This window comes from Lacrimispora sp. BS-2 (assembly GCF_040207125.1).
Classification (GTDB): domain Bacteria; phylum Bacillota; class Clostridia; order Lachnospirales; family Lachnospiraceae; genus Lacrimispora.
The window spans coordinates 287,971-312,855 of the sequence record NZ_CP157940.1 but is presented as its reverse complement, the minus strand read 5'-3'; the positions used below and the strand labels follow the sequence as shown (position 1 = coordinate 312,855).

General features: G+C 45.4%; 22 protein-coding genes. 4 read left to right on the top strand and 18 right to left on the bottom strand.

All coding sequences use genetic code 11. The annotated features are described in order from the left end of the window. Positions 1 to 37: 37 nt before the first annotated feature. The 13 genes from ABFV83_RS01535 to ABFV83_RS01475 all read right to left on the bottom strand — a co-directional run bounded on the left by ABFV83_RS01535 (position 38) and on the right by ABFV83_RS01475 (position 12,785). On the bottom strand, positions 38 to 1,501 hold the full coding sequence (locus ABFV83_RS01535; RefSeq protein ID WP_349947187.1) for an aminoacyl-histidine dipeptidase: 1,464 nt from the start codon (positions 1,499 to 1,501) through the stop codon (positions 38 to 40). Between the two features lie 675 nt (positions 1,502 to 2,176). Further along, positions 2,177 to 3,007: an ATP-dependent sacrificial sulfur transferase LarE gene (gene larE / locus ABFV83_RS01530; RefSeq protein ID WP_349947186.1), complete on the bottom strand. Its 831-nt coding sequence runs from the start codon at positions 3,005 to 3,007 to the stop codon at positions 2,177 to 2,179. Then, positions 3,007 to 4,368, bottom strand: a complete 1,362-nt coding sequence (gene larC / locus ABFV83_RS01525; protein WP_349947185.1) for a nickel pincer cofactor biosynthesis protein LarC — start codon at positions 4,366 to 4,368, stop codon at positions 3,007 to 3,009. Before larC ends, larE begins: the two co-directional genes overlap by 1 nt. Before the next feature lies 1 nt (position 4,369). Then, positions 4,370 to 5,113: a nickel pincer cofactor biosynthesis protein LarB gene (gene larB / locus ABFV83_RS01520; protein ID WP_349947184.1), complete on the bottom strand. Its 744-nt coding sequence runs from the start codon at positions 5,111 to 5,113 to the stop codon at positions 4,370 to 4,372. 112 nt (positions 5,114 to 5,225) lie between these two features. Further along, complete coding sequence (locus ABFV83_RS01515; RefSeq protein WP_349947183.1) at positions 5,226 to 5,834, bottom strand: ATP-binding cassette domain-containing protein; 609 nt, start codon at positions 5,832 to 5,834, stop codon at positions 5,226 to 5,228. Between the two features lies 1 nt (position 5,835). Further along, positions 5,836 to 6,771, bottom strand: coding sequence for an ABC transporter ATP-binding protein (locus tag ABFV83_RS01510; protein WP_349947182.1), 936 nt, complete (start codon positions 6,769 to 6,771; stop codon positions 5,836 to 5,838). 11 nt (positions 6,772 to 6,782) lie between these two features. Next, on the bottom strand, positions 6,783 to 7,607 hold the full coding sequence (locus ABFV83_RS01505) for an ABC transporter permease (RefSeq protein ID WP_349947181.1): 825 nt from the start codon (positions 7,605 to 7,607) through the stop codon (positions 6,783 to 6,785). After that, entirely contained in the window at positions 7,604 to 8,614 is a 1,011-nt protein-coding gene (locus ABFV83_RS01500) for an ABC transporter permease (RefSeq protein ID WP_349947180.1), read from the bottom strand. Before ABFV83_RS01500 ends, ABFV83_RS01505 begins: the two co-directional genes overlap by 4 nt. After that, complete coding sequence (locus ABFV83_RS01495; RefSeq protein WP_349947179.1) at positions 8,611 to 10,257, bottom strand: ABC transporter substrate-binding protein; 1,647 nt, start codon at positions 10,255 to 10,257, stop codon at positions 8,611 to 8,613. The genes ABFV83_RS01500 and ABFV83_RS01495 overlap by 4 nt, the downstream gene beginning before the upstream one ends. A gap of 226 nt (positions 10,258 to 10,483) precedes the next feature. Beyond that, positions 10,484 to 11,017 (bottom strand): GNAT family N-acetyltransferase, encoded by a 534-nt coding sequence (locus tag ABFV83_RS01490; protein ID WP_349947178.1) that lies wholly within the window; start codon positions 11,015 to 11,017, stop codon positions 10,484 to 10,486. Next, positions 11,005 to 11,208: a hypothetical protein gene (locus ABFV83_RS01485; protein ID WP_349947177.1), complete on the bottom strand. Its 204-nt coding sequence runs from the start codon at positions 11,206 to 11,208 to the stop codon at positions 11,005 to 11,007. The genes ABFV83_RS01490 and ABFV83_RS01485 overlap by 13 nt, the downstream gene beginning before the upstream one ends. Before the next feature lie 107 nt (positions 11,209 to 11,315). Further along, a complete protein-coding gene (locus ABFV83_RS01480) occupies positions 11,316 to 11,984 on the bottom strand; it encodes an exonuclease domain-containing protein (protein ID WP_349947176.1) in 669 nt (222 codons plus the stop codon). A gap of 84 nt (positions 11,985 to 12,068) precedes the next feature. After that, the gene (locus ABFV83_RS01475; protein WP_349947175.1) at positions 12,069 to 12,785 is read right to left on the bottom strand and encodes a transglycosylase domain-containing protein; all 717 of its coding nucleotides are present in this window, start codon (positions 12,783 to 12,785) and stop codon (positions 12,069 to 12,071) included. Between the two features lie 411 nt (positions 12,786 to 13,196). Between ABFV83_RS01475 and ABFV83_RS01470 the strand changes: the two genes are divergently transcribed. Continuing rightward, a complete protein-coding gene (locus ABFV83_RS01470) occupies positions 13,197 to 14,078 on the top strand; it encodes an aldose 1-epimerase family protein (protein ID WP_349947174.1) in 882 nt (293 codons plus the stop codon). A 207-nt stretch (positions 14,079 to 14,285) separates the two neighbouring features. On the opposite strand, the gene ABFV83_RS01465 is transcribed toward ABFV83_RS01470, so the two are convergent. Next, positions 14,286 to 14,807, bottom strand: a complete 522-nt coding sequence (locus tag ABFV83_RS01465; RefSeq protein WP_349947173.1) for a LytTR family DNA-binding domain-containing protein — start codon at positions 14,805 to 14,807, stop codon at positions 14,286 to 14,288. A 184-nt stretch (positions 14,808 to 14,991) separates the two neighbouring features. On the opposite strand from ABFV83_RS01465, the gene ABFV83_RS01460 reads away from it, so the two are divergent. After that, complete coding sequence (locus tag ABFV83_RS01460) at positions 14,992 to 15,195, top strand: hypothetical protein (protein WP_349947172.1); 204 nt, start codon at positions 14,992 to 14,994, stop codon at positions 15,193 to 15,195. 73 nt (positions 15,196 to 15,268) lie between these two features. Here ABFV83_RS01460 and ABFV83_RS01455 read toward each other — a convergent pair whose 3' ends face one another. The 3 genes from ABFV83_RS01455 to uxuA form a co-directional block, all read right to left on the bottom strand. Further along, a complete protein-coding gene (locus ABFV83_RS01455) occupies positions 15,269 to 17,308 on the bottom strand; it encodes a methyl-accepting chemotaxis protein (protein WP_349947171.1) in 2,040 nt (679 codons plus the stop codon). A gap of 451 nt (positions 17,309 to 17,759) precedes the next feature. Further along, entirely contained in the window at positions 17,760 to 18,608 is an 849-nt protein-coding gene (locus tag ABFV83_RS01450) for an SDR family oxidoreductase (RefSeq protein ID WP_349947170.1), read from the bottom strand. Between the two features lie 43 nt (positions 18,609 to 18,651). Next, on the bottom strand, positions 18,652 to 19,707 hold the full coding sequence (gene uxuA / locus ABFV83_RS01445) for a mannonate dehydratase (protein ID WP_349947169.1): 1,056 nt from the start codon (positions 19,705 to 19,707) through the stop codon (positions 18,652 to 18,654). 266 nt (positions 19,708 to 19,973) lie between these two features. Between uxuA and ABFV83_RS01440 the strand changes: the two genes are divergently transcribed. Continuing rightward, the gene (locus ABFV83_RS01440) at positions 19,974 to 20,852 is read left to right on the top strand and encodes an AraC family transcriptional regulator (protein WP_349947168.1); all 879 of its coding nucleotides are present in this window, start codon (positions 19,974 to 19,976) and stop codon (positions 20,850 to 20,852) included. A gap of 97 nt (positions 20,853 to 20,949) precedes the next feature. Then, on the top strand, positions 20,950 to 21,858 hold the full coding sequence (locus tag ABFV83_RS01435; protein WP_349947167.1) for a radical SAM protein: 909 nt from the start codon (positions 20,950 to 20,952) through the stop codon (positions 21,856 to 21,858). A 708-nt stretch (positions 21,859 to 22,566) separates the two neighbouring features. On the opposite strand, the gene ABFV83_RS01430 is transcribed toward ABFV83_RS01435, so the two are convergent. Continuing rightward, on the bottom strand, positions 22,567 to 24,756 hold the full coding sequence (locus tag ABFV83_RS01430) for a methyl-accepting chemotaxis protein (protein WP_349947166.1): 2,190 nt from the start codon (positions 24,754 to 24,756) through the stop codon (positions 22,567 to 22,569). Positions 24,757 to 24,885 lie beyond the last annotated feature (129 nt).

Below are 24,885 nucleotides of genomic sequence, written 5' to 3'. Positions count from 1 at the left end.
CAAATTTAAACTTTTATTATTAACGGTCTATCTGCTGCTATTTGAGGGCTTTCAGTGCTTCTGTCAAATACTTCCACGTCCTCTGGGTTGATGGGATACTTAAATGTTCCTCCGCAGTATGCACCCCGATTATTGTAGGCCCAACGGATATCATATCCAGTTTTCCTTCAAACTTTTTATCAAAAATCGCACATTCGAGTCCGGCATGGATCGCGCTGATCAGCGGTTTTTCACCAAATAATTTCTCGTATAATTCTGTAAAAAGCAGTCTTACTTTTGAATCGGAATTATATTTCCATTCCGGGTAATCCGACTCAGCAATCACCTTTCCGTTTGTAAGGCCGGCAATAGCGGCTACGATATGGAAAATATTATCCTTTATACTTCCCACGGAACTTCTTATGGAACTGATGATTTCAATGTTGTCTCCCTTTGTCTCAACTACCCCCAGATTCAATGAACTCTCTACCAGGCCCTCAATATCCATGCTTACGCTCTGGACTCCGTTTGGAATCAGATACATAAAATTAACGATGTTTTCCCTTGTATCTTTCGACATGATTCGTTCCGGCATATGATCAACCGGCTTTAGCTCGATTTTGATATCCGGATCCGCTGCTTTGTATTCATCCTTAAATATTTGTTCCAGGCTGGAGATATGCTCTTTTAACTCTGGGACTTCCTCTGGATTTACACACACAACAGCCTGTGCATCACGGGCAATGGCATTATGCTTGGAACCTCCGTTTATGGAGCATAAATGTAAATCTGTCTCCGAACATGCACGTTTCAGCAGCCGGGCCATCAATTTATTGGCGTTTGCCCTGCCCTTATGTATTTCCACTCCGGAGTGGCCGCCCTGCAGGCCCGTAATTTCAATTTCATAAGCAGCCCTGCTGCTGTCTGCACCTTCCCATATTATGGGAATATTGATTTTAGAGGAACAGCCGCCTGCACAGCTTACCGTCAGGATTCCTTCTTCCTCTGAATCGATATTAATAAGGGTTTTGCCCGATATGTTTTTAGGATCCAGCGCATGGGCACCATCCATTCCGGTCTCTTCGGCGGTGGTAACTAACAATTCAATGGGAGGGTGTTCCAGTGTATCCGATGCCATAACCGCTAACCCCATGGCGACCGCAATACCATCGTCTCCTCCAAGAGTTGTACCGTCTGCGTAAATCATATCTCCATGGATTTTCAATTTAATGGGGTCTGTCATGAAATCATGGGTTACGTCAGGCCTTTTCTCACATACCATATCCATATGTCCCTGAATGATAACGCCGGGACTTTCTTCATAGCCCTTGGAGCCTGGTTTCTTGATGATCACATTCAGCGCTTTATCCTGTATGACCTCCAACTTGTGTTCCTTGGCAAAAGAAACCAGATAATCGCTGATTCTTCTTTCATTTCCCGAACCCCTGGGAATACTGCTAATTTCCTCAAAATACTGAAACACTTCCACCGGTTCCATGTTTTCCAATGCTCTGTTACCCACGGTATATTATCTCCTTTACTAAAAAATTTGCCCTCCATGTGTTTAAAAAAACAGGATTTATGGGCAAAAAACCCATTAATATATTAGCACAAACAAACCCAAAGTACAATAGAATTCATTGTGCATTTTCACATTAACTTTCTTCATAAACTTACATTTTATATCATAATTCGACATTTATTCTTATTTATATCCTATATTTTAGGTTATAATTAATAAATTTGTTTTGGACATGCCGTCCAATCTTTTCGATATTTCCCATATCCCTTGATATAAACCGACATTGATTAAGAATACTGTTGAATTATGTACACCATTCTATAATGCAGCAGGAAAACCCCATTGCCTAAAGCCCTCATACAGCATTTTCCGGTTCCTATCATAAAATTCAGCGTCTATGGTACAGCTACCAGGAATTGAGGTTAGAAAATCGTCCTGATGCATCAGACAAGGAGGCCATATTGTGAAACATAATCTGCCTTAAGGCAAGCAGAAGCATGAATAAGCTTACAAGGAACTTTTGATTCATGATAGCTCTATATCATTGGAACAGAGAATACTAAATACACGAAAAAAAATGCGGTTCCCGAACATGGAACCGCACTTTTTCGTATCAGTATGAAATCAAAAATTAACACAGCAATATCAGTAACTTCATAAGAAGCACAATCAATTTTACCCAATGGATTCCATTCCCACATCCATGCTTCCGGACCGGAATCCTTCCAAATCCATGGTAATATATGTAAATCCCAATTCCTTCAGATAAAAGATAATTTCCTTACTCTTTTCCATCACTTCTCCCATTGCGTCCCGGTCCACCTCAATGCGGACAATGTCATTATGAAACCTCAGCCGCACATTTCCTTTCACAAGAGAACTTACAAATTCCTCTCCTTTTCCAATGCGGTTCAGGATATCATAATCAATTTCCGTATTATAAGGAAGACGGGTCGCCATACATGGAGCAGAAGGCCTGGACGCCACGGAGATTCCGTACCATGAAGCCAGTTCCTTGACCTGGGACTTGGTAATGTGAAGCTCAGCCAGGGGACTGATGATCCCCAGTTCCCTTAAAGCCTTGATTCCAGGACGGTAAACATGAAGATCATCCTCGTTGGTCCCATCCATGATATAAGGAATGTTCATTTCCTGTGCAAAATCCTTCAAAGACTGGAACAGCTTCTTTTTGCACAGATAGCACCGGTTTACCGGATTATAGCGTATCTCCTCCTGTTCCAGCTCATTGACGGAAACCACTTTATGAACGCCCCCCAGCTCCTTTGCCACTCTGGCTGCGATCTCTAAATCACAGGAAGGATGGAGACGGCTGTCAAAGGTTACTGCATAAACGTTTTTTCCCGTTTTTCCTGCAGCATCTGCCGCTGCCTTCAGCAATAAGCTGGAATCCACTCCCCCAGAAAAAGCCAGGCAGATATCCTCTTTGGCATAATCCGCCATCATCTGTTCCAGCCTTATTTTCATTTTCAGAATGTTCTCCTCCATTATTTCTCCGCCTCCCTGCGTATGACATTGTATACGGTCTGGTAATCCAGTCCATTTTCTTTGCAGATACTTCTTACACTTTCAAATTCCGGGTAGCAGAACGTCCTGCTTTTGTAGGTACAGACTTTCACCTCTGCCTCACCGAATTCTGTCATGACCTTCCTTTTTTTCCGGTCCAGAATGGTTCTCAATACCGGGTATCTTCTGACTCCTATGGTGGTAGTCTGAATGAACAGGATATCTTCCATTCTGCTTATCTCCTCTTCCCGGCAGATCAGGCTGAGCATATAGGCAGGCCGGTTCTTTTTCATAAAAACAGGGGTATACCAGACATCAGCCGCTCCGGCCTCCAATAAGGATTCCATGGCAAAGCCAAAGGCTTCCCCACTGCAGTCGTCAATATTGGCTTCCAAAACCCACATATTTTCTCCTGTGCCTTCTTCCTCTTCCAGAAGAAGCATGGCCCGCAGAACGTTTGCCTGTTTAAAGTCCTTTTTTCCTGCACCAATCCCTGTCTTTAAGATCTGAAAGGAGGAGGGAAGATTTTTTCTTGTCTCAAGAGCCGCCGCTATAGCTGCTCCGGTGGGAGTCACCATCTCCCCTTCATTGTCCGTGAAACGAAGCTTCAGACCATGGGCCGCCGCAATGTTGGCCGTAGCCGGAACAGGAACCGGGATAACGCCATGCTGGCACCGGACACTGCCATGACCTTCCGCCAGAGGAGATACCACGATCTCATCCACTCCCAGGCTGTCCACACAGACCGCCACGCTGATGATGTCCACAATGGAATCAATGGCTCCTACCTCATGAAAATGAACCTCTTCCACAGGGATTCCATGAGCCTTTGACTCTGCTTCTGCCACCATACCAAACATCTGCTTTGCCATTGCCTTTACCTTGCTGCCGGAATCCAGCCGGTCGATGATAGTATATATATCCTGAAGATTCCGGTGAACCTGGAGGTGGTCATGGTCATGACTATGGCCACACTCATGGTCGTGACAATGCTTATGGTTATTGCTGTCATCATGTTCTTGACAATGCTCATGGTTATTGCTGTCATCATGTTGATGGCTATGACCATAGTCACACTCGTGACCTTGCTCGTGGCTATGACCATGGTCATGTCCGCGATCCCCCTCATGTCCATGCCCTTCATCTTCCAGAAGAACGTCAAAATCATAAGCATCCAACCCGCATTTCCTGGTCCTGCCAAAGTAAAGATGATAGCCAGCCACCCCCAGACTTTGCAAAGCCTTTATTAAAGCTTCCTTATCCGCTCCCAGGTCTAAAAGAGCGCCTACCGTCATATCGCCGCTGATTCCTGAATTACATTCCAAATACAGCACTTTTCCCATTTTATCTCACCGCCAGTCGATTGATTTGTGTTGCAATATACCCGGCCCCGTATCCATTATCAATATTTACAACAGAAATTCCATTTGCGCAGGAATTAAGCATTGTAAGAAGAGCAGACAACCCATGAAAGCTGGCTCCATAGCCTACCGAGGTGGGAACCGCAATGACCGGGCAGTCTGCCAGCCCGGCGATGACCGTTCCCAAGGCTCCTTCCATCCCTGCCACCGCAATAATACATCTGGCATTCCTGATTCTGTCTCTCTGGGACAGAAGGCGGTGGATTCCGGCTACCCCCACATCGAATATCCGGTCCACATTGCAGCCGAAATATTCCGCAGTCTGTGCCGCTTCCTCCGCTACCGGGATGTCTGCCGTACCGCCTGTACAGACCGCCACACACCCCTTTCTTTCTTTACCCGGCCGCTCCACCTTTAAGATCCTGGATATAGGATCATACAGGACATCCGGCACAGCGGATTTTACCAGCTCAAATTGCTCTTTGCAGGCCCTGGTCCCCAGTACCTCACCGTCTCTTTCATAAAATTTCCTGTAAATCTCCACCAGGTATTGATCCGGCTTTCCCTGACAAAAAACTGTTTCACCAAAGCCGGAACGAAGCGCCCTGTGGTGATCCAGCTTTGCATAGCCCAGATCCTCATAAGGAAGATCCTTTAACAGCCGTTCTGCTTCCAGGATTTCCATTTCACCTGATTTTACCAGGTTAAGCATATCTCTAACATCCATTATCCCGACTCCCTCCTCTTACGGTGTTCCGTTTCGGCTTAGAAAAACATACATTTCGGTTTTTTCTCAGCCTGCGCTGCATTGGTCAAATGACGGCAAGCCAACTCCTGGTTCATTGCCCGCCCAAATCAAGTTTTCTTGTGCATACACGTTCTAAAAGGCCCTGGGAATGACTGACTACCAAAAGGCCGATTCCCCGTCTCTCCACTTCTGACATGAGAAAATTCCAGATCTGGCTCTGGGTAATTAAATCCAGCATGGCGCTGATCTCATCCGCAAGGAGAAACCTGGTTCCTCCGCCCAGTGCCCGGGCTATGCAAAAGCGCTGAAGCTCACCTCCCGAAACCTCGGAAGGGTACCGGTTTAACCATTCCGGTTCAATACCCAGCCCTTTTATCACCCGGTCTTCCACCCCGTCCCCCTCCTTTAAAACCTCCTTAAGCTTAAGCCTTGGATTTACGGAGCTTTCCGGGTGCTGCCAGATCATTTGAACCGGACAATAGCCCTTGTAGGAAGAAAGGGGCTTTCCATTAAGAAGTATCTCTCCCTTGTCCGGCTTTTCATATCCGGCAAGAATTTTACAGCAGGTGGTTTTTCCAAAACCACTGGGCGCAACCAGCCCCAGCCGTTCTCCGCTGTCCATGTACATAGACAGATTGTTTAATATCTGCTTATTCCCATTATCATACCGAAATGATATGTTTTTCGCTTCCAACCTCACCTTATTCCTCCTCTGCCTTTACGCACCGGACCATTCCACCAGCCAGGCCAACGTATTCCACTTCCCTTAAACACCTTTCCTCCCGAAGCTCACATCTGGGGGCATAGGGGCAGCCTGAAGGGCGGTCCTTTAAATAAGGCTGGGTTCCCGGCACCGCCCAAAATCCATGCTCAGGCATAGCCCTGTAAAGAGCCTTTGAATATGGATGGCGAAGAGATCTTTCCTCCTTAAAATCAGCGGCAGAAGCCTCCTCAACGCTGGTTCCTGCATAGAATACCACAATTCGGTCCGCAACTTTAAGTGCCAACTCCAGATCATGAGCGATGAGAAGCACACCTGCTCCCTCATCAGCTATTTCCCGGAAATGGGACAATACCCTTTTTGCCGCCTCCAGATGAAGACCTGGGGTAGGCTCATCTGCTATGACCAGCTTAGGCCTTTCCATGACCGCAGTGGAAATTAAGATTCTTCTGGTCATTCCCCCCGACAGTTCAAAGGGATAGAGCTTTTCCACAGTCTCATCAAGTCCATATCTCCTAAGGGTCTTAATGCTTTCGTTCCTGCTGTCCTGATCCCGTTTTCCTTTTCTGATCTGAGGACCTGCTTTCATTAAAGGATCCAGATAGGAAACGCTTTGGGGAACCAGAACGATCTCCTTTCCCCGAAGCTTCTCCATCCGTTTTTCCGTAAGCTTTTCCCCATAATACGATATCTCCCCTGACCAGGAAGCATTATAAGGCAGGATTCCCAGCACTCCATGAGCCAGAAGGCTCTTTCCCGAGCCGCTGGAACCCACTACAGCCACCAGCTCCCCTTCTTTTACAGTCAGGCTCACGTCCTTGACAGCCAAAAGAGTTGTCCTTTGGATCCACCGTTCATATTGGGTAAATGAAACTGACAGGTTTTTTACCGACAGAACCGTTTTCTTCTCTTCCAATCCATTCCCTCCTATTGATGCACAAAGCCCGGATCCATGAGCCTGCTCACCATTTCTCCTGTTAAATGAAACAGCAGAACAACAGCAACCAGAAACACCCCCGGAAACAGGGCCAGCCACCATTTTCCCATTGCCAGGTATTTCATGCTTTCTGACAGGATCACGCCGATAGCAGGCTGCTCAGGAGAAAGCCCAAAGCCAAGAAACGTAATGCTGGCCTCATGAAGGATCGCGTGTGGAAATAACAGCACAAGCCCCACCAAAAGCTGTGGGATCAAATGAGGCGTCATATGCTTAAGGGCTGTTTTAAATCCGCCGTGGCCAAGCTTACGGGCAATTTTTATGTATTGGCTCTCCTTAAGCTGAAGAACTTCCCCTCTGATCAGCCTTGCAAGGGAGGTCCAGTGGGTCAGGGAGATTCCCACCACAACGCCCTTAAAGCCCTTTCCCATGGCAAAGGAGATCAAAACCAGCAAAAGAATATGGGGAATCCCCATCACAAGATCAATGAGCCCGATTACAAGCCCATCCGCCGCCTTTCCCATGGAAGCTGCAAAAAGCCCCAGAAAAAAAGCGATCACTGTGCTGACCGCTGCTGTGAGAAGACCAATCCGGATGCTCATGGAAAGGCCTGTCATGGTCCGCGCAAACATATCCCGGCCCATCCAGTCCGTACCAAAGGGATGGGAAAAGCAGGGCGGCAGATTCTTTCTAGAAAAATCAGTGACCAGGGCCTCTGTCCTGTAAAACTGCCCGGCAATGGCCACAGCCGCCAAAAGAACGGTAAAAAGCACCAGGAGGCAGATCATGGACTTCCGGCCATTCCATTGTTTCATGCGCTTTTCCTCCCTTTCCTCATTCTTGGGTCCACCGCGCCGTAAAGCAGGTTTGCCGTAAAATTCCCTGTAAATACAATGGCAGCACTGATGACCGTGATTCCCAGAAGCAGGGGGACATCACCGCCAAGTCCGGCTGTCACAGCCGCCTGTCCCAGTCCCGGATAGGAAAATACCTGTTCCACCAGGACCGAACCTCCAAAAATTTCGCTGACCGAAGCAAACTGAAGGGTCAGGGCAGGCAGAAGAACGTTCCGGATTCCATGCCGGAATACGATCTGGCTTTTGGACTCACCTCTTGCCCTTGCAAAAAGGACATAATCGCTCTCCATAACCTGAATCATTTTCCCTCTTGTATGAAGAAGAATGCCGGACATTCCGGAAATGGAAAGGGTCAGGCAGGGCAAAATCCCATGCACCACCCGATCCCTTAACGTAACCTCTGCCGCTTCCATGCCTATGGGAACGCTTAAGCCGATAGGAAGCAGCTTAAGCCAGACAGCAAACACCATCAAAAGCACCAGGCCCAGCCAAAAAGCAGGCGTGCTTGCAGTCATGAGAGCATAAGCGGAGATCACCTTATCCACTGCTTTTCCCCTGTTTGCGCCTGCCAGGGTTCCCAGGGCAAAACCAGCCGCCCCGGAAACCAGCCAGGAAACTGCCATCAGCCAAAGAGAGTTTGACAGCTTCACTCCGATCACATGGGATACGGGCTGGCGGTATAACAGAGAGGTTCCCATATCCCCTTTCAGAAAATCGCCGGCCCAGGAAAGGAAGCGTTCTATCGGCGGTAAGTCAGTTCCCCAGTATTCCGAAAGCTTTGCGATCTGCTCCTGGCTCATGGAGCCAAGAGCAGCCTGACCCACATTGACCTTTAAAGGATCAATGGGAGAAACTGTTACCAGAAAAAAAGCCGCCAAACTTACCAGAAAAAGAAGGATTGCCATCCGGCCAAGCTGTTTCAGTAAAAACCAAAGGTTTTTCCTTCCAGACAGGCTGCTTTTCATGGTTCCCAACTCCACTGATCCACGTTATTAACAATGGTCCAGCCGTGCCCGTGGGGATGAAGCTTCTGATCTGCAACCTTTAATCCATCTCTTACCCAATATAAATGATCGATATTCACAAGCCAGATCCAGGGAATATCTCCGCTCTGGGTAATGCCTGTTTCCCCATCCCACTGGGCCTTTTTCCATAACTCATAAGATTTTTCCAGATCACTTTCCGCAAGAGCTTCATCCATGTACTGGTCTACCTTTTGGCTGGCATAAGGAGAATAGGAAGCCAGCCCTGTTTCCTCCATGGTATGGTAAATATTATAAAGCTCCATAGGAGTGTGGGCGCCCCAGCCCCAGATCAAAGGCTGTGTCTGGGCTTTGTCATAGGCAGTATCCCAGCCTGCTCCTTCCATCTGTCCGTCAATTCCCAGCTTTTTTAACTGATTGATGGTATCCGCCGCAAGGGCCTGCCTTACGGAATCTCCTGCCGTATAGAGGAAATGAAGCTCCGCCCGTTTTCCCTCTTTCACCCGGATTCCGTCGCTGCCCATGATCCAGCCTGCCTCATCAAGCAATGCCCCTGCCCCTTCCGGATCATACTCTATCTTTGCAGAAGGCTCATGCCATGGCATTTTATCACAAACGCTGTAAGCGGGACTGCCGTAGCCGTTGAGCACATTATTTATCATTTCATCCCGGTCAATTCCGATGTTGATCGCCCTTCTGACCCTTACATCACTGGTAAAATCATTTCCAAGAGGAACTCCCTCTTCCGATACGCTTCCGGAAGGAATGGCCGGAAGGTTAAAGCCCCGGTTATCCACGGTCTTACAGTCCAAAAGTCCATAGCCAGGTACCGTAAGGTCCGTATAGGAGGCAGCCGTATACCCAATATCCGCCTGACCGGACTGAACCGCTGCCAAAGCCCCATCCTCTTCCATGAAGAGGACCGTGACCTTTTTCATCTTTGGCGCTTCTCCATAATAGTCCGGATTGGCTTCCAGGATCACCTGCTGCCCTCTGTCCCATTGTTTTAATATGTACCTGCCGGATCCGATGGGGTGTTCCCCATAATCCGGCCCATATGCATGCTCCGGCACGATCCCTGTCACAGCCATGGTATAAGGCCAGATGGAATAGGGATGCTTCATATGGAATATCACGGTGGTGTCATCGATTGCCTCCGCCCTGTCCAGCATGGTGAAATCATTCACCGAACTGGTGTCTCTCAATGTATTATAAGTAAATGCCACATCCTGTCCGGTCAGTTTCCCCCCATCTGTAAAGAAAACATCATCCCGGATCTTAACGGTCCAGCTCAGTCCGTCGCTGCTGACTGCTAAGTCCGTTGCCAGATCATAGCCGATCTTTAAATCCTTATCCGTGACAGTAAGGGTGCTTTGAATCAAAGGTTCATGGACGTGCTCCCCGGCTCCCCAGCCATAAGCCGGATCAAATCCTGCCTCAGGCTCTGAACTGACGTTCATCACCACTACGACCCCGTCCTTTTTCCCTGCATTATCTGCTTCCACCGATTTTGTCACTGCCTGGGCCTGTTTCCCATCCTGAGTCCCGGCGGTCTTTCCGCAGCCGCTCATAACCATGGCAGACAGTACCAAAGCAGCGGCAAGACCCCATCTTTGCTTTATCATTGTTCTCCTCCTCCATAAGAAATTGTTCCGTATCCGGTATTACCGCAAAAAAACAGATACCAGAAACAGTCATACGTATTCCTTGGGAATACCCATACCTTCCTGGTATCTGTTATCATTTATGATTCGATTTTCAATCTTCCTATCAGTGGTGACTTCTGTCAGCCGTTAAGAAAAAGTATACAAAAAAATTTCCTGTACGTCAACGGCTTTTATGCAAATATTTTCAAATCCCAGCATTTAAAGAAAGTTTCTTTAATAAGATATCTCTTAAATATCCGCCGTACTTTTCTTTGGTCATGACGACCTTATAACCCTGTTTGATCATATTGTCTTTGCTGTATCTGTTCTCCGGATGAACCGTGCACATCAGATACCGGTAACCCTGTTTCCAAAGTTCTTCTTCTGCGGATTTCATCATGGAATACTGAAGGCCGTTTCCCCGGTATCCGGGGAGAATGGCGACCGTCTCCATATGGGCGACTTTTGCCAGCTCTTCTTCGGGAAGGCCGATGTCCAGGCCAAGGTTTTCTTCTCCCTTTCCCGGCAGCGCAGCAATAAATACACCTGCCAAAGCCCCGGTATCCTTTTCAAAAGCCTTATAACCGATCCCGTTTCCCTCCTTAAGCGTATGGAATATGTATTCCGAATCATCTGCAACAAACCAGTCCTTCTCCTGAATTTGCTGCCAAACCCTTTGAATCACGTCAGCCACCAGCTGATAATCCCCATGGACTGTCCTCTCAATCAAAAATTCCATATCCCATCTTCCTCAAAAACAGCAGGCTCTCTGGCTTCCCATTGAAGGACCTGGACCTTTTCCTGGGGCACTCCCACCTCCGGCGCAGTACTCCCGCCATGGAACCAGCTGTACATACCGGCACAAAGCAAAATCACAATCAGACAAAATGCGATCAGCATAATCTTATTATATAAATTTTTATCTTCCATACCCTTTCCCCTTTCTTCCATTATGTAACCAGTCTATGCTTCCTGAGTATTCCTGCATTCCTGAGCCCGGCTCATTGCCTGCAGAAATAACACTCATAGCCGGTTTCTTAAACATTCCTTGTAAAACGACACTGGGGAAAATTAGAACAGCCATAAAATTCCCCGAATTTTCCGCTGCGGCGCTTAAGCACTCCGCCGCATTGGGGGCAGATCTCAGCCTCCTCTTTATAATCCAGCTTTCCCATATGCTCGTAGCACCTTTGATTCATGATACAATCAGCAAGTGCCCGGTGAGCTCCCACTGTATCAATATGAAAATACGCTGAAATATCCGTTAAGCGGTAACGGCTTAGCTGGGGCAAACAGGCTCTCGCCATAAAAAGAGTGTCAACGTAATCATTTGCCACCTCTCTTCCCAGAAGCTCCTCTGCTGCCCTGTAAAGGAAAAGCAGGTCAAAGGACTGAATGTTATGCCCTACCAGAATCTCCCCTTCAATAAAGGTGAGGAAATCCGGCAGAACCTCCTTTAGTCCAGGGGCTTCCCTTACCATGTCATCTGTAATTCCATTTACATTCGTAGCTCCAGCCGGAATATGGGTCCCGGGATTAACCAGTGTATTAAACTCGGCGACAGGCTCATGGCCCCTCACCTTGATGGCGGAAATCTCAATAATGGAATCTTCTTCGGCGCTGATTCCTGTTGTTTCTAGATCAAATACTACGTAATTATCTGCATATTGGTTTAAACGTCTGCCTGTGAACTGTCTGATGGACATCGATTCCTCCATTCTTTTGTAAGTAAAAAGGATACATGTAACATCTCCATTATACCCTCTATCCTTTCATTCATCAAGCAAAAATCAACGAATGGCCACCATCTGCTCCGCCACGGTCTCCGCCTCTTCCGCTGAAAAATATCCGCACTTCTCCATTCTTTGGAGGACCTTCATCTGCCTTTTCTCCGCCAGAACAGGATTCTTGGACGGAGCGTATCTGGAAGGGGCGTTAGGAACACCGGCTAAGAGAGTGCTCTCATACTCAGTCATTTCCTCAGGCTCCTTTTTAAAATAGCCCTCGCTGGCATCGCCCACGCTGTAATATCCATCCCCAAAATAAATACAGTTTACATACAATTCAAATATTTCATCCTTGGTATAATTCTTCTCAATGTCAAAGGCCATGAACACTTCAGCCGCTTTTCTGGCAATCTCTTTGTCCTGGTCAAAATATAAGTTCTTAGCAAGCTGCTGGGTTATGGTGCTGCCGCCTTCCACAAACCGTCCGGCTCTGATATCATTAGCTGCGGCCCGGGCAATGGCGATCAGATCGATTCCGTTATGGTGGTAAAAACGGTGATCCTCAACGGATATGACTGCATTCACATAAATCTGGGGCAGGTTTTCATATTCCGTATATCCTTCCTTATCCCGGACAGCCTCCACCCGGTCCTGGAGCCCGGTTTCTAAAAGGGCTTTCCGGTACATCTCATACCCCTTATATGTCACATTGAATCCGGCCAATAGACATACCGTCATCAGTAAAAATAAAGTTCTTCTTATAAACGTTCCAATTTTCATAGATACACTGCCTCCTTTCCTTTTTTTGCCCACGCTTTTTGGGTATATAGGGATACCCCCAGGATATTTCCTCTTATCCTCCCACGGCCGTTTGGCATACAGGTATCCATGGAAGGGATTTTTATTATATGATATGTCATAATTCTGATTAAATTGTATCATAGAGTTCCACTAAAAACAGGAATAATTCCTTATATTTCCCTAAAGTTTTCGGACATGTTCTGACAAATCCCTTACCAGTTCTTACAAATTAATGAAACTAAGGAAAAAGCCGGCAATAGCTGGAATTGTTAATTTTTACAAAACCCATAGAATTTTCTTTTCTTATTTAGTATACTTATCTTAAGATAAGGCTGAGAACGGCCATTCAAAAGGTAAAACAACTGAACAAAGAAACGAGGTAATTTTAAAATGCTGGTTACACTTCACGATTCCAAAGCAACAGCTGTCATCGATTCCATCGGTGCCCAGCTCATCTCATTTAAAGATTCTGCCGGCACGGAATACATATGGCAGAGAGATCCCCGGTTCTGGGGCAAATGCTCTCCTCTTCTTTTCCCCATTGTAGGAAACTGCAGAAATGGCCGGACCCGCCTGGAAGGGCAGACATGGGAAATCCCCAAGCACGGCTTTTGCCGGGAAATGGATTTTACCGCCGCTGAGCAGACAAACACATCCGTGACCTTTGAAATCAGGGATTCTAAAGAAACAAAAAAGATTTATCCCTATTCCTTCCGTTTAAGTCTCGCCTATACCCTCAAAGACGGAACCTTATTAATGGAATACCAGGTTGCAAACACCGATGACCGGACCATATACTACTGTCTGGGCGCTCATCCTGGCTTTAACTGCCCAATGGATGATAGCGCTGTATTTGAAGATTATGATCTGGTGTTTGAAAAGAAGGAAACCATATCCAGTATGATATATGATTCCGAACATCTGGAATTCAACCCCGAAAACAGGATCGATCAGCTGAAAGGAACCAATACCCTTTCCCTGAACCGTGAATTATTTAAAGATGATGCTATTTATTTTGACGATTTAGAGTCCAGAAAAGTTTCCATTGTAAACAGAAAAACCGGCCGGGGTGTGGAAGTTTCCTTCCCAGGCTTTGAAACCGTAGCCTTCTGGACCCCTTATCCTGCAAAAGCACCCTTTATCTGTGTGGAGCCATGGAATGGTTCTGCCATCTATGCTACGGAAGATGATGAATTCATCCATAAGAACCATGTGCAGACCTTAAGTCCAGGGAATATAAAAAACTATGGCCTTTCCATAGAGATTCTTTGACGATAAAAAAACAGGCAGCGAAATCGGCCGATTCTCGCTGCCTGTCCTGATTTTACAGAATATGTAGAATGGATTTAGATGTGATCTTCCGACTTTTGAAATGAAATCCTTATCTCTTTCGATAGGAATAACATTATCATGGTCTTTTACCCAGCGCAAGGCGGTTTGCGCTTTTTAATGGAATTATTACACTTTTTCAAAATGCTTCTACAATAGAATACAATTATTTTTTAAAAAGTCCCTGTATATTTTTTCAAACTTTTTTCTTCTCCCGCCATTGACATACAGAACCTCCCCGTTCTGCATCTCAACAGCCTCTCCTTTTACATTCCTCACATATTGCATGTTGATGATGTTATGCCTGCTGATTCTGACAAACCGGTCTTTTGGAAGTTTTTCTTCCTCTTCATCAAGCCTTGCCCTGATCCGGATCCTGCCGCTGCCTGCCACCACGCTGGTTTTCCGGTAATAGGATTCCAGATAAAGAATATCCCTGATATCCAGTATGTAGGACTGACCGTTAAAGAATACAGAATATTTTTCCTGAAATAAGCCTGTTTTCCCTTTTGGAAAAATTACAATCACGTCATACACGGAACATTCCACCGTCGGGAAAATCCCATCTTTTATGGGAAAATAATCGACCTTTGGCAGGCAGTTCCAATTACCGGGACAGGCCTTTTCTGATCTCGGCATCTGTTTTTCATTTATAAAAAAGGCAATCTTCATATTCATTCCCTCCCGTTACACTCATTTGCTGATGAACAACGCTGTCTTGTTACCTATAAAACGGTTTTCAGTGTGTCTTATAACGCAAAAATAAAAGAGATCATACAGGCAACGAATAATTATGCTGGTTTTCCTCAAACTAAAAGAAGAAATTCTTATTAGACTGCCGGAAGGAGAATATGAAATGAAATCAGGAAAAAAAGAGACCAATAAAAAGAAGTCTGAATCCTTAACCTCTAAAAATAATTATGATATCGACATTCAGACCTGTTCCGCTACAGACTGCACGGGACTTATTCCCGCGGCTCCACAGTCTGAAGCTGAACTGGAAGCATATGAAGATCTTTATCCCTACATTACCCATGCAAAAAATGTGGATAAGGACTGAGAAAATGAATCCAAAAATAAGAAGACCCCTTAAGAGGGTCTTCTTATTTTTAATATTTTAAAACTCCAAAGCCTTAACGCAGCCGGAATTTACTCATTAATTCCCGTAAGCCTTCTGCCTGGCCGGATAATTCTTCGCTGGCGGCAGCGCTTTCCTCTGCAGTAGCAGAGTTATTCTGAACTACGGAAGAAATCTGCTCAATTCCATAGGTTACCTGGGTAACCTTATCACTCTGCTCTTTCAGTTCCTCTGCTGATCTGCGAATGGCGGAAACCATGCTCTTGGTTTCTGAAAGAACTCCGTTCAATGTTTCCCCTGTTGATGATGCAATGTTGGTTCCCGTATTAACAGCTGCAATGGTATCTGCGACCAGGCTTGAGGTATCCTTTGCCGCATTGGCACTCTTGCCTGCAAGATTGCGGACCTCATCCGCAACAACTGCAAAGCCTTTTCCCGCTTCGCCTGCCCTGGCTGCTTCTACGGCGGCATTAAGTGCAAGAATGTTTGTCTGGAAGGCAATATCTTCGATAAGCTTATTGACCTTTTCAATTTCCTTGGATTTTCTGTTGATCTGATCCATGGACTGCATCATTTCATGCATCTGGGCATTTCCGCTCTCCATGGCTTCTCCTACCCGTCCTGCCTGCTTATTCACATCTTCCACAGCCTTAGCCGTGCTCATAAGGCTGTTAGATATCTCATTAACTGAGGAAGATAACTCTTCCACAGAGGCTGCCTGTTCCACAGAACCCTGGCTTAAATTCTGCGCCCCCTGGGACACCTGGGTACTGCCCTTTGCCACTTCATCCGCAGAAATACTAATGGTTTCCATGGTCTTTGAAAGCAAGTCTTCCGCTCTGTCAATGGAGTCTTTAATCACCTTAAAATCTCCCTGGAATTCCATGCCAACGGACTGGCTGAAATCTCCGGATGCGATATTTCCTAATACAGCTGCGATCTCAGTGATATAGGATTTAACGCTATGTACGGAACTGGTGATCTCATCGGCAAGCTGGCCGATCTCATCTTTGCGCTTTACAACCGGAACTTCACTGGATAAATCTCCTTCCGTAAAGAGCTTCATTCTCGCTGCAATAGCTGATACCGGACCTGCAATGGATCCTGCGAACCAGAATGCCAGGAAGCAACCGACAACAATTGATATAACGGCAAACACGCCCATTGCAAAAACTACCATATAGATGGAAGCAGTGGTTTCCTTAACCGATGCTGCCACGCCCAAAGCCCAGCCGTCGCTGCCTGTTACCGGGCTGTAGAAGCAAAAACGGTTGTCTCCCTTGTATTCGTAATTGCCGGTTCCCGTTTTTCCACTCAGCATGGTCTGGATCATACGGCCTACAGAAGCATAAGATTTATCTGACTTTGCAAGCTCAATAAAATTCTGGCGGTCATGAACCAGCTCTGGTGTTATATTGGCGATCATAGTTCCTGTATTATCAATAATAAAGGCATTGCCGGTCTCTCCGATCCTTAAGTCACTGATCAGAGCACTTAAAACGGAGCCGTCATAAGTTCCTAAAAGAACTCCATACTCATAAGGAGTCGCAACACGGATCACCAATTCGTTGTTATTGTTATATTCCGTGGTGGAAATGCTGGTCTCACCATTCATGGCCTTTTCAAGGTATCCTGTGACTTCGTATTTCCCTCCGATATTCTCTCCGCTTGCACTTCGGGTTATAGTGCCATCCATACTGATCACTTCAAGGTCTTTGTAACCGTAAAGCTTGCACTGGTTGGAAAGATATTCCGTCACAACTCTGGAATTTATCGATTTTAAGCTACCGCCCTGTGAACTGGCCTCAACGCTTAGCTTCATCTGATTTAAGTTCTGTACTACCAGGCTGTTCACAAGCTTACCCGTTGATTCCAAATCATTTTTCACAACATCTGTGATTCCTTTGTAACTGACTGTAATACTGATTACCATGTTGGTCACAGCCAATCCCAAAATAATTGCGATAATGAATGCCAGCATTTTCATCTTCAGTGATTTCAGGAATGTACTCTTACTTCCTGTTTTTTCCGGCTTCACTCTCTTCGTCGCTAGTAACGCTTTCAGGTTTCGTTTCTTATCCCCCGATGTCTTCATTGCCTTATGCTCCTCGTCTTTGGTAAATGTAAACCATAACACTTTGTTTATGGTTTTTCTCATTATACAATATTTTGTAACCATTTGTCAACGCATCCAGAAAATGGAAAAGAATTTTGTCGAATTTTCATTAAAAAGAAATTACAACTAAGTATTTTTTATTTTTTCCTTTGGTGAAAATCCATTGACAAAAAAATAGCCCCTTATATTCATTCTTTGCTCCTTTTACTATATAAAATAGCAGCTATATATAAGTACATTTTATCACGCCTTATTGCATTTGTAATAGAAACCCGCTTGGTTTAGGGCTTTCCGCTAAACGGCAAACAGGGCTGGCGTACAGACACCCCAACCCCGGCTTTTTAATTTCTCTGCAAAGTAAAACAAGGTATGGCTTGACTGAAACCATACCTTGTTTTTTAGACATGGCTGATATTTTTTAATGTTCTGATTATGCGCCGGAATAAGCAGAAAATCCGCCGTCAATAGGCAGTACCACGCCGGTGATGAAGCCTGCTGCCCCATGGTTCAAAAGGAATAACAGGGCGCCGTTTAATTCCTCTGCTTCTCCAAAACGTCCCATTGGAGTTGCAGACAGAATCTTGTTGGTCCTTGGTGTGGGAGTGCCATCTTCATGAAACAGAAGCTTCTCATTCTGCGCTGTAACGAAAAAGCCAGGTGCTATTGCATTTACCCGGATACCCACCTTGGAAAAATGGACTGCAAGCCACTGGGTAAAGTTGCTGATAGCAGCTTTTGCACCGCTGTATGCCGGAATTTTTGTAAGGGGAGTAAAGGCATTCATGGATGAAATATTCAAAATACTGCAGCCCTCTCTGCCAATCATGTCCTTTGCAAAAATCTGGCAGGGAAGCAGGGTTCCAAGAAAGTTTAAGTTGAAAACGAATTCAACACCAGTCTGGTCCAGATCAAAGAAGGATTTTGTATCCGCCTCAATATCTCCCATCTCAAAATATTCCTTATCCGTATTGGCCCTTGGGTTATTACCGCCTGCGCCGTTTACCAGGATGTCGCAGGGACCAAGCTCCGCCAAAACCTTTGCATGAACTTCCTCAAGGCTTGCCCGTTCCAGAACATTGGCCTTATAAGCCTTTGCCTTATAGCCTGCTTCATTAATGGAAGCCGCAATTTCCTCTGCAGCGCTTTCGTTTAAATCCAGAACCGCTACCTTTGCGCCCGCTTCTGCAAGAGTCTTTGCAAACATGCCGCATAATACTCCGCCTGCTCCTGTTACAACTGCTACCTTGCCGCTTAAATCCGTTCCAAATGATAATGCCATATGAATTCCCTCTTTCCTATTTATTGTCCATTCAGAGTGCCTTTTATTTGCTGGTTTTTTCAATCGCTTCCCAAAGACCGTTTAAATAGGTTGCGCCAAGCGCACGGTCATAAAGCCCGTAACCGGCCCGGCCTGTTTCACCCCAGATCATACGGCCGTGGTCCGGACGCATGTAACCGTCAAATCCATTGTCATGAAGAGCCTTTAAGATGGCAAACATGTCCAGGGAACCGCAGGCTGACAAATGGGCGCGCTCTTCAAAGCCCTGGTTATCTTCCAGAATAGCCACATTTCTTGCATGGACAAAGTGAATACGTCCCATAGCCGCATATTTGGCAGCCATCTTCACCACGTCATTTTTATTGGAGCAGCCTAATGAACCGGTACAGAGGGTGATTCCATTGTGCTTATCATCCACAAGCTTTAAGAAACGGTCCAGGTTCTCCTCACAGGTAATGATTCTTGGAAGCCCAAAGATGCTCCAGCATGGGTCATCCTCATGGATCGCCATGTTTACGTCACATTCCGCTGCAACAGGAATGATCGCCTCCAGAAAATATTTTAAATTATCCCAAAGGTCATCCTCTGACATGGAATTGTACTCGCTTACCACCTGCTTAAGCTCATCTCTTGTGTAACTGGAATCCCAGCCGGGAAGACTTAAGTCGCTTTCACTTTCCAGGGGATTGACCTTATCAACCTGATCCTGATAATAGACCAGAGAGGTAGAACCATCCTCCAGCACATGATCCAGCTGGGTCCTGGTCCAGTCAAACACCGGCATAAAGTTATAGCAGATGCACTTGATCCCTGCTTTTGCCACACGCCTGATGTTCTCACAATAATTAGCAATATACATATCTCTGGTTGACTTTCCTAATTTAATATCCTCATGAACCGGAATGCTCTCAATCACTTCAAAAGCAAGTCCTGCTTTTTCCGTTTCTTCTTTTAAGTGGGCAATGCTTTCTCTGCTCCACACTTCCCCTACGGGAACATCGTAAACAGCCGTTACAATGGAATGCATGCCTGGAATCTGGCGGATGTTTTGTAAGGTTACCTTGTCATCGTCTCCATACCATCTGAATGATAATTTCATAAAATACCTCCTTAGCAATCCTATAATAAGTTTCTTTTCCTGCCTTGTGGATTCAGTATAAACAAAACCTTACCTTATTACCATGGATTTATTTGCCGTTCACATTGCAAAACTTGCGGTCATGGCTTATAATACAACTTATCAGAAGCTGCAATCCAAGGGAAGATAAAGGGACTGTTTTTTAGCCCGTCCATGGGTTTATAAAAACATCGTTTTGTTTTCATAATATCCTTTAACATGAGAAAAACGGGAAAGGAGATTTTTAAATGAGAAAAGAATTGTCCACCGGCTTTAATGAGCGGCAATATATGAATTCAGGAGAATTTGAAGTGTTTTTTTATAAAGATCTGGACTTGAATCATGTTGTGGACCACAGCCACTCCTATTATGAGGTGTATTTTTTCTTAAACGGAGATGTGACCTATGATGTGGAAGGGAAACAGTATCCATTGCAGTACGGGGATTACCTGTTAATTCCTCCCGAAGTAAAGCACCACCCTATTTTCCATTCCACCGGAAAAACCTATCAGCGGATCGTTCTCTGGATCAGCCGTTATTATTTTGAGACCATGTGTTCCTGGTCAGAGGATTTTTCTTACAGTTTTCGTTATGTATCGGAGAATAAACATTACCATTTCCGCAGGGATTTTGTCACATTTCAGAATATCCAGGGCCGTCTTTTGGATCTGCTTGAAGAAATTCACGGAAATAAGGCATTCCATAAGCTGAATTCAGAGCTGCAGATCCATTCCTTCATGCTGCTGCTGAACCGGATCACTTACGACATGCTCCATCAGGTGCCTGCTGCCTATGAAAACGTGCTTTATTTAAATATTTGTGATTATATTAACAACCATTTGGAAGAAAATCTGTCCCTGGACCATCTGGCCTCCTTCTTTTATGCCAGCAAATATCACATTTCCCATGTATTTAAGGATAATATGGGGATTTCTCTTCACCAGTACATCCTGAAAAAAAGGCTTCAGGCCAGTAAAAACGGAATCCTCTCCGGCATCCCCTTTGGGGAGCTGTACCATCAGTACGGCTTTACGGATTACACCAGCTTTTACCGGGCCTTTAAAAAGGAATTCGGCCTTTCCCCCAAAGAATACCGGGAGCAGGCCGTTCTGCCAAAAGGATATTGATTTGCAAATTTCTTATCGTCATAACAGCAGCAGCCCAATGAACATGCAGGCATGTCCTCCCGGCTGGCTGCCTTCATAAATAACAGGAGTTTAACATATGAACCTAGAACATCTATACGAATCCTGCAGCCTCTGTCCCAGAAGCTGCGGAGTCAACCGCCATGTAAGTACCGGCTTTTGCGGGTGCGGCGATACCATAAAAGCGGCCCGGGCCGCACTTCACCACTGGGAGGAACCCTGTATCAGCGGAAGCCGGGGAAGCGGTACCGTATTTTTTTCCGGCTGTACGCTTGGCTGCTGCTTTTGCCAGAATTATACCATCAGCCAGGAGGGTTTAGGAAAGGAAATCGCAAGCAAAGAGCTTTCCCGTATTTTCTTAAGGCTTCAGGAGGAAGGCGCCCACAACATTAATCTGGTCACGGCCACCCAGTATCTTCCCTCTGTTTTAAAGGCCCTGGATCTTATAAAATCAGAGCTTACGATTCCTGTAGTTTATAACTGCGGAGGATATGAATCAGAAGAAATCATAAAGGAGCTGGCCCCATACATCGATGTGTGGCTTCCTGATTTAAAGTACTTCAGTTCTGAGCTTTCCTCACGCTACAGCAAGGCACCTGACTATTTTGCTGCGGCCTCAAAGGCAATAAAACAGATGATACTCCAGACCGGAGCTCCACAGTTTGATTCTGAAGGAGAACTTATTAAAAAGGGTGTCATCATACGCCATATGGTGCTTCCAGGGGCAAAGGAGGATTCCATCCGCCTTCTTCACTGGATGAAAGATGAGCTGCCGGAGGGAATGTATTACATCAGTCTTATGAGCCAGTACACCCCATTCTACCGGAGCGGAAGCTTCCCGGAAATTAACCGGAGAATTACATCTTATGAATATGGAAAAGTGTTGGATGAAGCCATCAGACTTGGGTTGGATCAGGGATTTATGCAGGAAAAAAGCAGCGCAAAAGAAGAATACACGCCGTCCTTTAATTTAGAAGGGATCTTTTAATAAAAAACAGATAGAAACGGATACCGATTTGAAATTTCTTTACCATCGATACCCGTTTCTATATTATCTCGTCCATTGGTCTTGATACCTCGTTTCTCTCATGTCTGCTGCCTTGTACATGGTACACGTTTTTCAGCATGATCTATATTAATTTTTCCGCTCCCCGTTGTTATACACCAGATTCATGGGCTTTGCTCTCTTACTTAACTGTTTCCTCATATGTCTTAAAATCTCTTTTCTTGACCTTTGGATCTCTTACAGTTTTTCCTTCTCATGAATTCTCTCTTTTTCATTAATGACTGATCATTGCTTCAAAGATTGGCTTTTCACATCGGCAGATTGGTTTTCCTTTTGCTTCATTTATCATTATATAAACGAAGCCAGACTGCTCTTTCTGGTGGACTGTACCTCCTTTCGTTAGATTTGATCTCTTTTAATTAGTTACTTTTGTTATGGCTTTATTATAGCGTACAAGCTCTATTTTGTCAATACTTCTTTAATTATTTTTATATATTATTTGTTAATTTTCAAATTGATTATAATTATTTAGATTTTATATTCATTTTCATAATTTTGTTTAAAAACATATTTTTGCTTTTATTTGAAAATTATATATTTTTTATACGTCTGAACAGAAAAAACAGAGTTAAATGTGAGCATCATTTAACTCTGTTTCCTCATTCCTGTATAAGATTAATTATGGATCATTTATTCCTCTCTCAGGCGGAAGCTCTTTACCAGTTCCCGCAAAAGCTGTGCCTGCTGGGATAACTCTTCACTGGAGGCCGCACTTTCTTCCGCGGCTGCAGCATTGTTCTGAACTACGGAAGAGATCCTTCCAAGCTCCTTTGTCACCTCTTCTACTGCTTTTGCTTCCTGGGAAGCTATGTTTGAGATGGAATCCACGGATTCCACTGCCAGGGCGGAATCCTCCAAAACCTTCATCATGGATTGAACGGTTTCATCCAATATCTCATTGCCTTTTTCTACAGCATTTATGGAATCCTTGATTAAAGCTGTGGTATTTTTTGCTGCTTCAGAGCTTTTCGCTGCCAGATTCCGCACCTCACCGGCAACCACTGCAAATCCTCTTCCGGACTCCCCTGCCCTTGCCGCCTCTATGGCAGCATTTAAAGCCAGGATATTGGTCTGGAATGCAATATCTTCAATTACCTTGATGATCTTTCCGATCTCCCCGGAGGAAACGTGGATTTCATTCATGGCACTGGAAAGATTCTGCATGGACATATCGCAGTTTACCACCTCTGTACCGGTCATCTGAACCTGCATGGAAACTTCTCCGGCTTTTTCTGCCAGACGTCTGACCTTTTCCGCAACCTGGCTGATGGAACCGGATAGCATGTCAACGGTTCTTTCCTGCTCTTCCGAGCCGTTTGCCAGAAGCTGGGAACCGTTTGCAACCTGCCCGGAGCTTAGGGCCACCTGGGCTGCTGCCTGATTGACTTCATTCATAACCGAATTTAAATTCATGACAATCTGCTTTACCGCTTTTTCAAGCTGGGAAAAATCTCCCTTTAGGCCCAGTTCCACGTCTAAGTCCAAATGGTTATCCGCAACTTCGTTCAGCGTAAAGGAGATGCGGTCAATTACCTCTTTTAGGTTCACGGTCATTTGTTCAAAGGAAGCCGCCACAAGGCCGATTTCATCGTTGGATTCCACATCAACAAAAACGTTTAAATCCCCTTCCGCAATCTTCCCGGCAGCTGCTACGATCTTATGGATGGGCTTTAACTGCCTTTTTATGATAAATGCAATGATAAATAGAATAACAATCATGGCAACGATGGAAATAATGACCATCAAAGAAGACACCCTGTCTGCTTCCCGGTTCATGTCTCCCGCTTCCACCGCCGTAACGGAATACCAGTTGGAACCATTTAGCTGAATCGGCTCAAAGAAATAATATGTATCTCCTTTTTTGCCTGGATCCACAGTATAAAAATCAGAGCCAGAGGAAATTCTGGTACTTATTTCCTCCTTGCATGTCCCACTGTTGACGGAATCAGAAACATTGGTTCCCACAAGTCCGCTGCCTGTGCTTTCTGAAATAATTGTTCCTGATTCATTTAAAATGAAGGTCTGCATGCTTGGATAAGAGGAACCCGCTGTTTTCATCTGGCTGAAACGGTCCAGGCCTACATCGACTGTGACCACGCACAGCACCCTGTCGCCTACGATCACAGGCACCGCCATGGTGATCATCATCATTCCATTTGATTCATAGGGCTGCGTAATGACCTGGGCCTTTTTCTCCATCACCTTTGCAAAATAATCAGCAGAAGAATAATCCTCGTACAGACCGCAGTCCTTAACCGCCCCATCCTTGCCGGCATACAGGCCATAGCTTCTGGCTGCAGAGCTCATGGCATACTGCTCAAACAGGATACCGACTCCTACAATATCTTCGGAGTATAGAACAGAGGACTTGATGGTCGTCAGCATATAATCTTCCATTTTCATACCATAGCTGTCCAGTGTAATATTATCAAATACCTGGCTCTTATAGAGCGGCTCGGCTGAAGGGCCTGACTTAATCCTCAGCCCCTGAAGGACCTTTCTGTTAGCCGTGGAATTCTCAAGATAATACGCAATACTGTCCGATACCTGCCTTGCCTCATCAAGCGTCTGCTGGATCACCTTTCCATTCTCAGATGCCAGAGTCTTCAGTTCCCTGAATGCGGACTGTTTCATGGCGTCTTTTGTCATTCTTGAAGTGATTCCGATCAAAACCGTAAAAACGACCACCAGCATGATTCCGGCGATGCATGCGATCTTAGTTGAAAGCTTATATTTCCCTGCTCCTTTCTGCTTTAGCCATGACATACCTCTGTGCCCTGAACCACGATTCTTCCATTTACCGAAAAACTGTACCTTCATTGCATAATCCCCCTCTATAAGTTACAACGTTTACGGGGATTATACCATATTTTACCAAAGTGTGAAACATATTTTCTATATTCTTTGGAACATATTTACAATTTCTTAATCCATAACCAGCAGGCAGGC

Excerpts from the sequence above, each read along its gene's own strand:
- ABFV83_RS01450 (WP_349947170.1), bottom strand. The coding sequence starts at position 18,608 with ATGGCATTATCATTTGGAACGGATTTAAGCGGCAAGGTAGCAGTTGTA.
- ABFV83_RS01440 (WP_349947168.1), top strand. The coding sequence starts at position 19,974 with ATGAGAAAAGAATTGTCCACCGGCTTTAATGAGCGGCAATATATGAAT.
- larE (WP_349947186.1), bottom strand. The coding sequence starts at position 3,007 with ATGGAGGAGAACATTCTGAAAATGAAAATAAGGCTGGAACAGATGATG.
- larB (WP_349947184.1), bottom strand. The coding sequence starts at position 5,113 with ATGGATGTTAGAGATATGCTTAACCTGGTAAAATCAGGTGAAATGGAA.
- ABFV83_RS01475 (WP_349947175.1), bottom strand. The coding sequence starts at position 12,785 with ATGAAAATTGGAACGTTTATAAGAAGAACTTTATTTTTACTGATGACG.
- ABFV83_RS01470 (WP_349947174.1), top strand. The coding sequence starts at position 13,197 with ATGCTGGTTACACTTCACGATTCCAAAGCAACAGCTGTCATCGATTCC.
- larC (WP_349947185.1), bottom strand. The coding sequence starts at position 4,368 with ATGGGAAAAGTGCTGTATTTGGAATGTAATTCAGGAATCAGCGGCGAT.
- ABFV83_RS01495 (WP_349947179.1), bottom strand. The coding sequence starts at position 10,257 with ATGATAAAGCAAAGATGGGGTCTTGCCGCTGCTTTGGTACTGTCTGCC.
- ABFV83_RS01460 (WP_349947172.1), top strand. The coding sequence starts at position 14,992 with ATGAAATCAGGAAAAAAAGAGACCAATAAAAAGAAGTCTGAATCCTTA.
- ABFV83_RS01485 (WP_349947177.1), bottom strand. The coding sequence starts at position 11,208 with ATGGAAGATAAAAATTTATATAATAAGATTATGCTGATCGCATTTTGT.
- ABFV83_RS01465 (WP_349947173.1), bottom strand. The coding sequence starts at position 14,807 with ATGAAGATTGCCTTTTTTATAAATGAAAAACAGATGCCGAGATCAGAA.
- uxuA (WP_349947169.1), bottom strand. The coding sequence starts at position 19,707 with ATGAAATTATCATTCAGATGGTATGGAGACGATGACAAGGTAACCTTA.
- ABFV83_RS01500 (WP_349947180.1), bottom strand. The coding sequence starts at position 8,614 with ATGAAAAGCAGCCTGTCTGGAAGGAAAAACCTTTGGTTTTTACTGAAA.
- ABFV83_RS01505 (WP_349947181.1), bottom strand. The coding sequence starts at position 7,607 with ATGAAACAATGGAATGGCCGGAAGTCCATGATCTGCCTCCTGGTGCTT.
- ABFV83_RS01480 (WP_349947176.1), bottom strand. The coding sequence starts at position 11,984 with ATGTCCATCAGACAGTTCACAGGCAGACGTTTAAACCAATATGCAGAT.
- ABFV83_RS01490 (WP_349947178.1), bottom strand. The coding sequence starts at position 11,017 with ATGGAATTTTTGATTGAGAGGACAGTCCATGGGGATTATCAGCTGGTG.
- ABFV83_RS01435 (WP_349947167.1), top strand. The coding sequence starts at position 20,950 with ATGAACCTAGAACATCTATACGAATCCTGCAGCCTCTGTCCCAGAAGC.
- ABFV83_RS01455 (WP_349947171.1), bottom strand. The coding sequence starts at position 17,308 with ATGAAGACATCGGGGGATAAGAAACGAAACCTGAAAGCGTTACTAGCG.
- ABFV83_RS01430 (WP_349947166.1), bottom strand. The coding sequence starts at position 24,756 with ATGAAGGTACAGTTTTTCGGTAAATGGAAGAATCGTGGTTCAGGGCAC.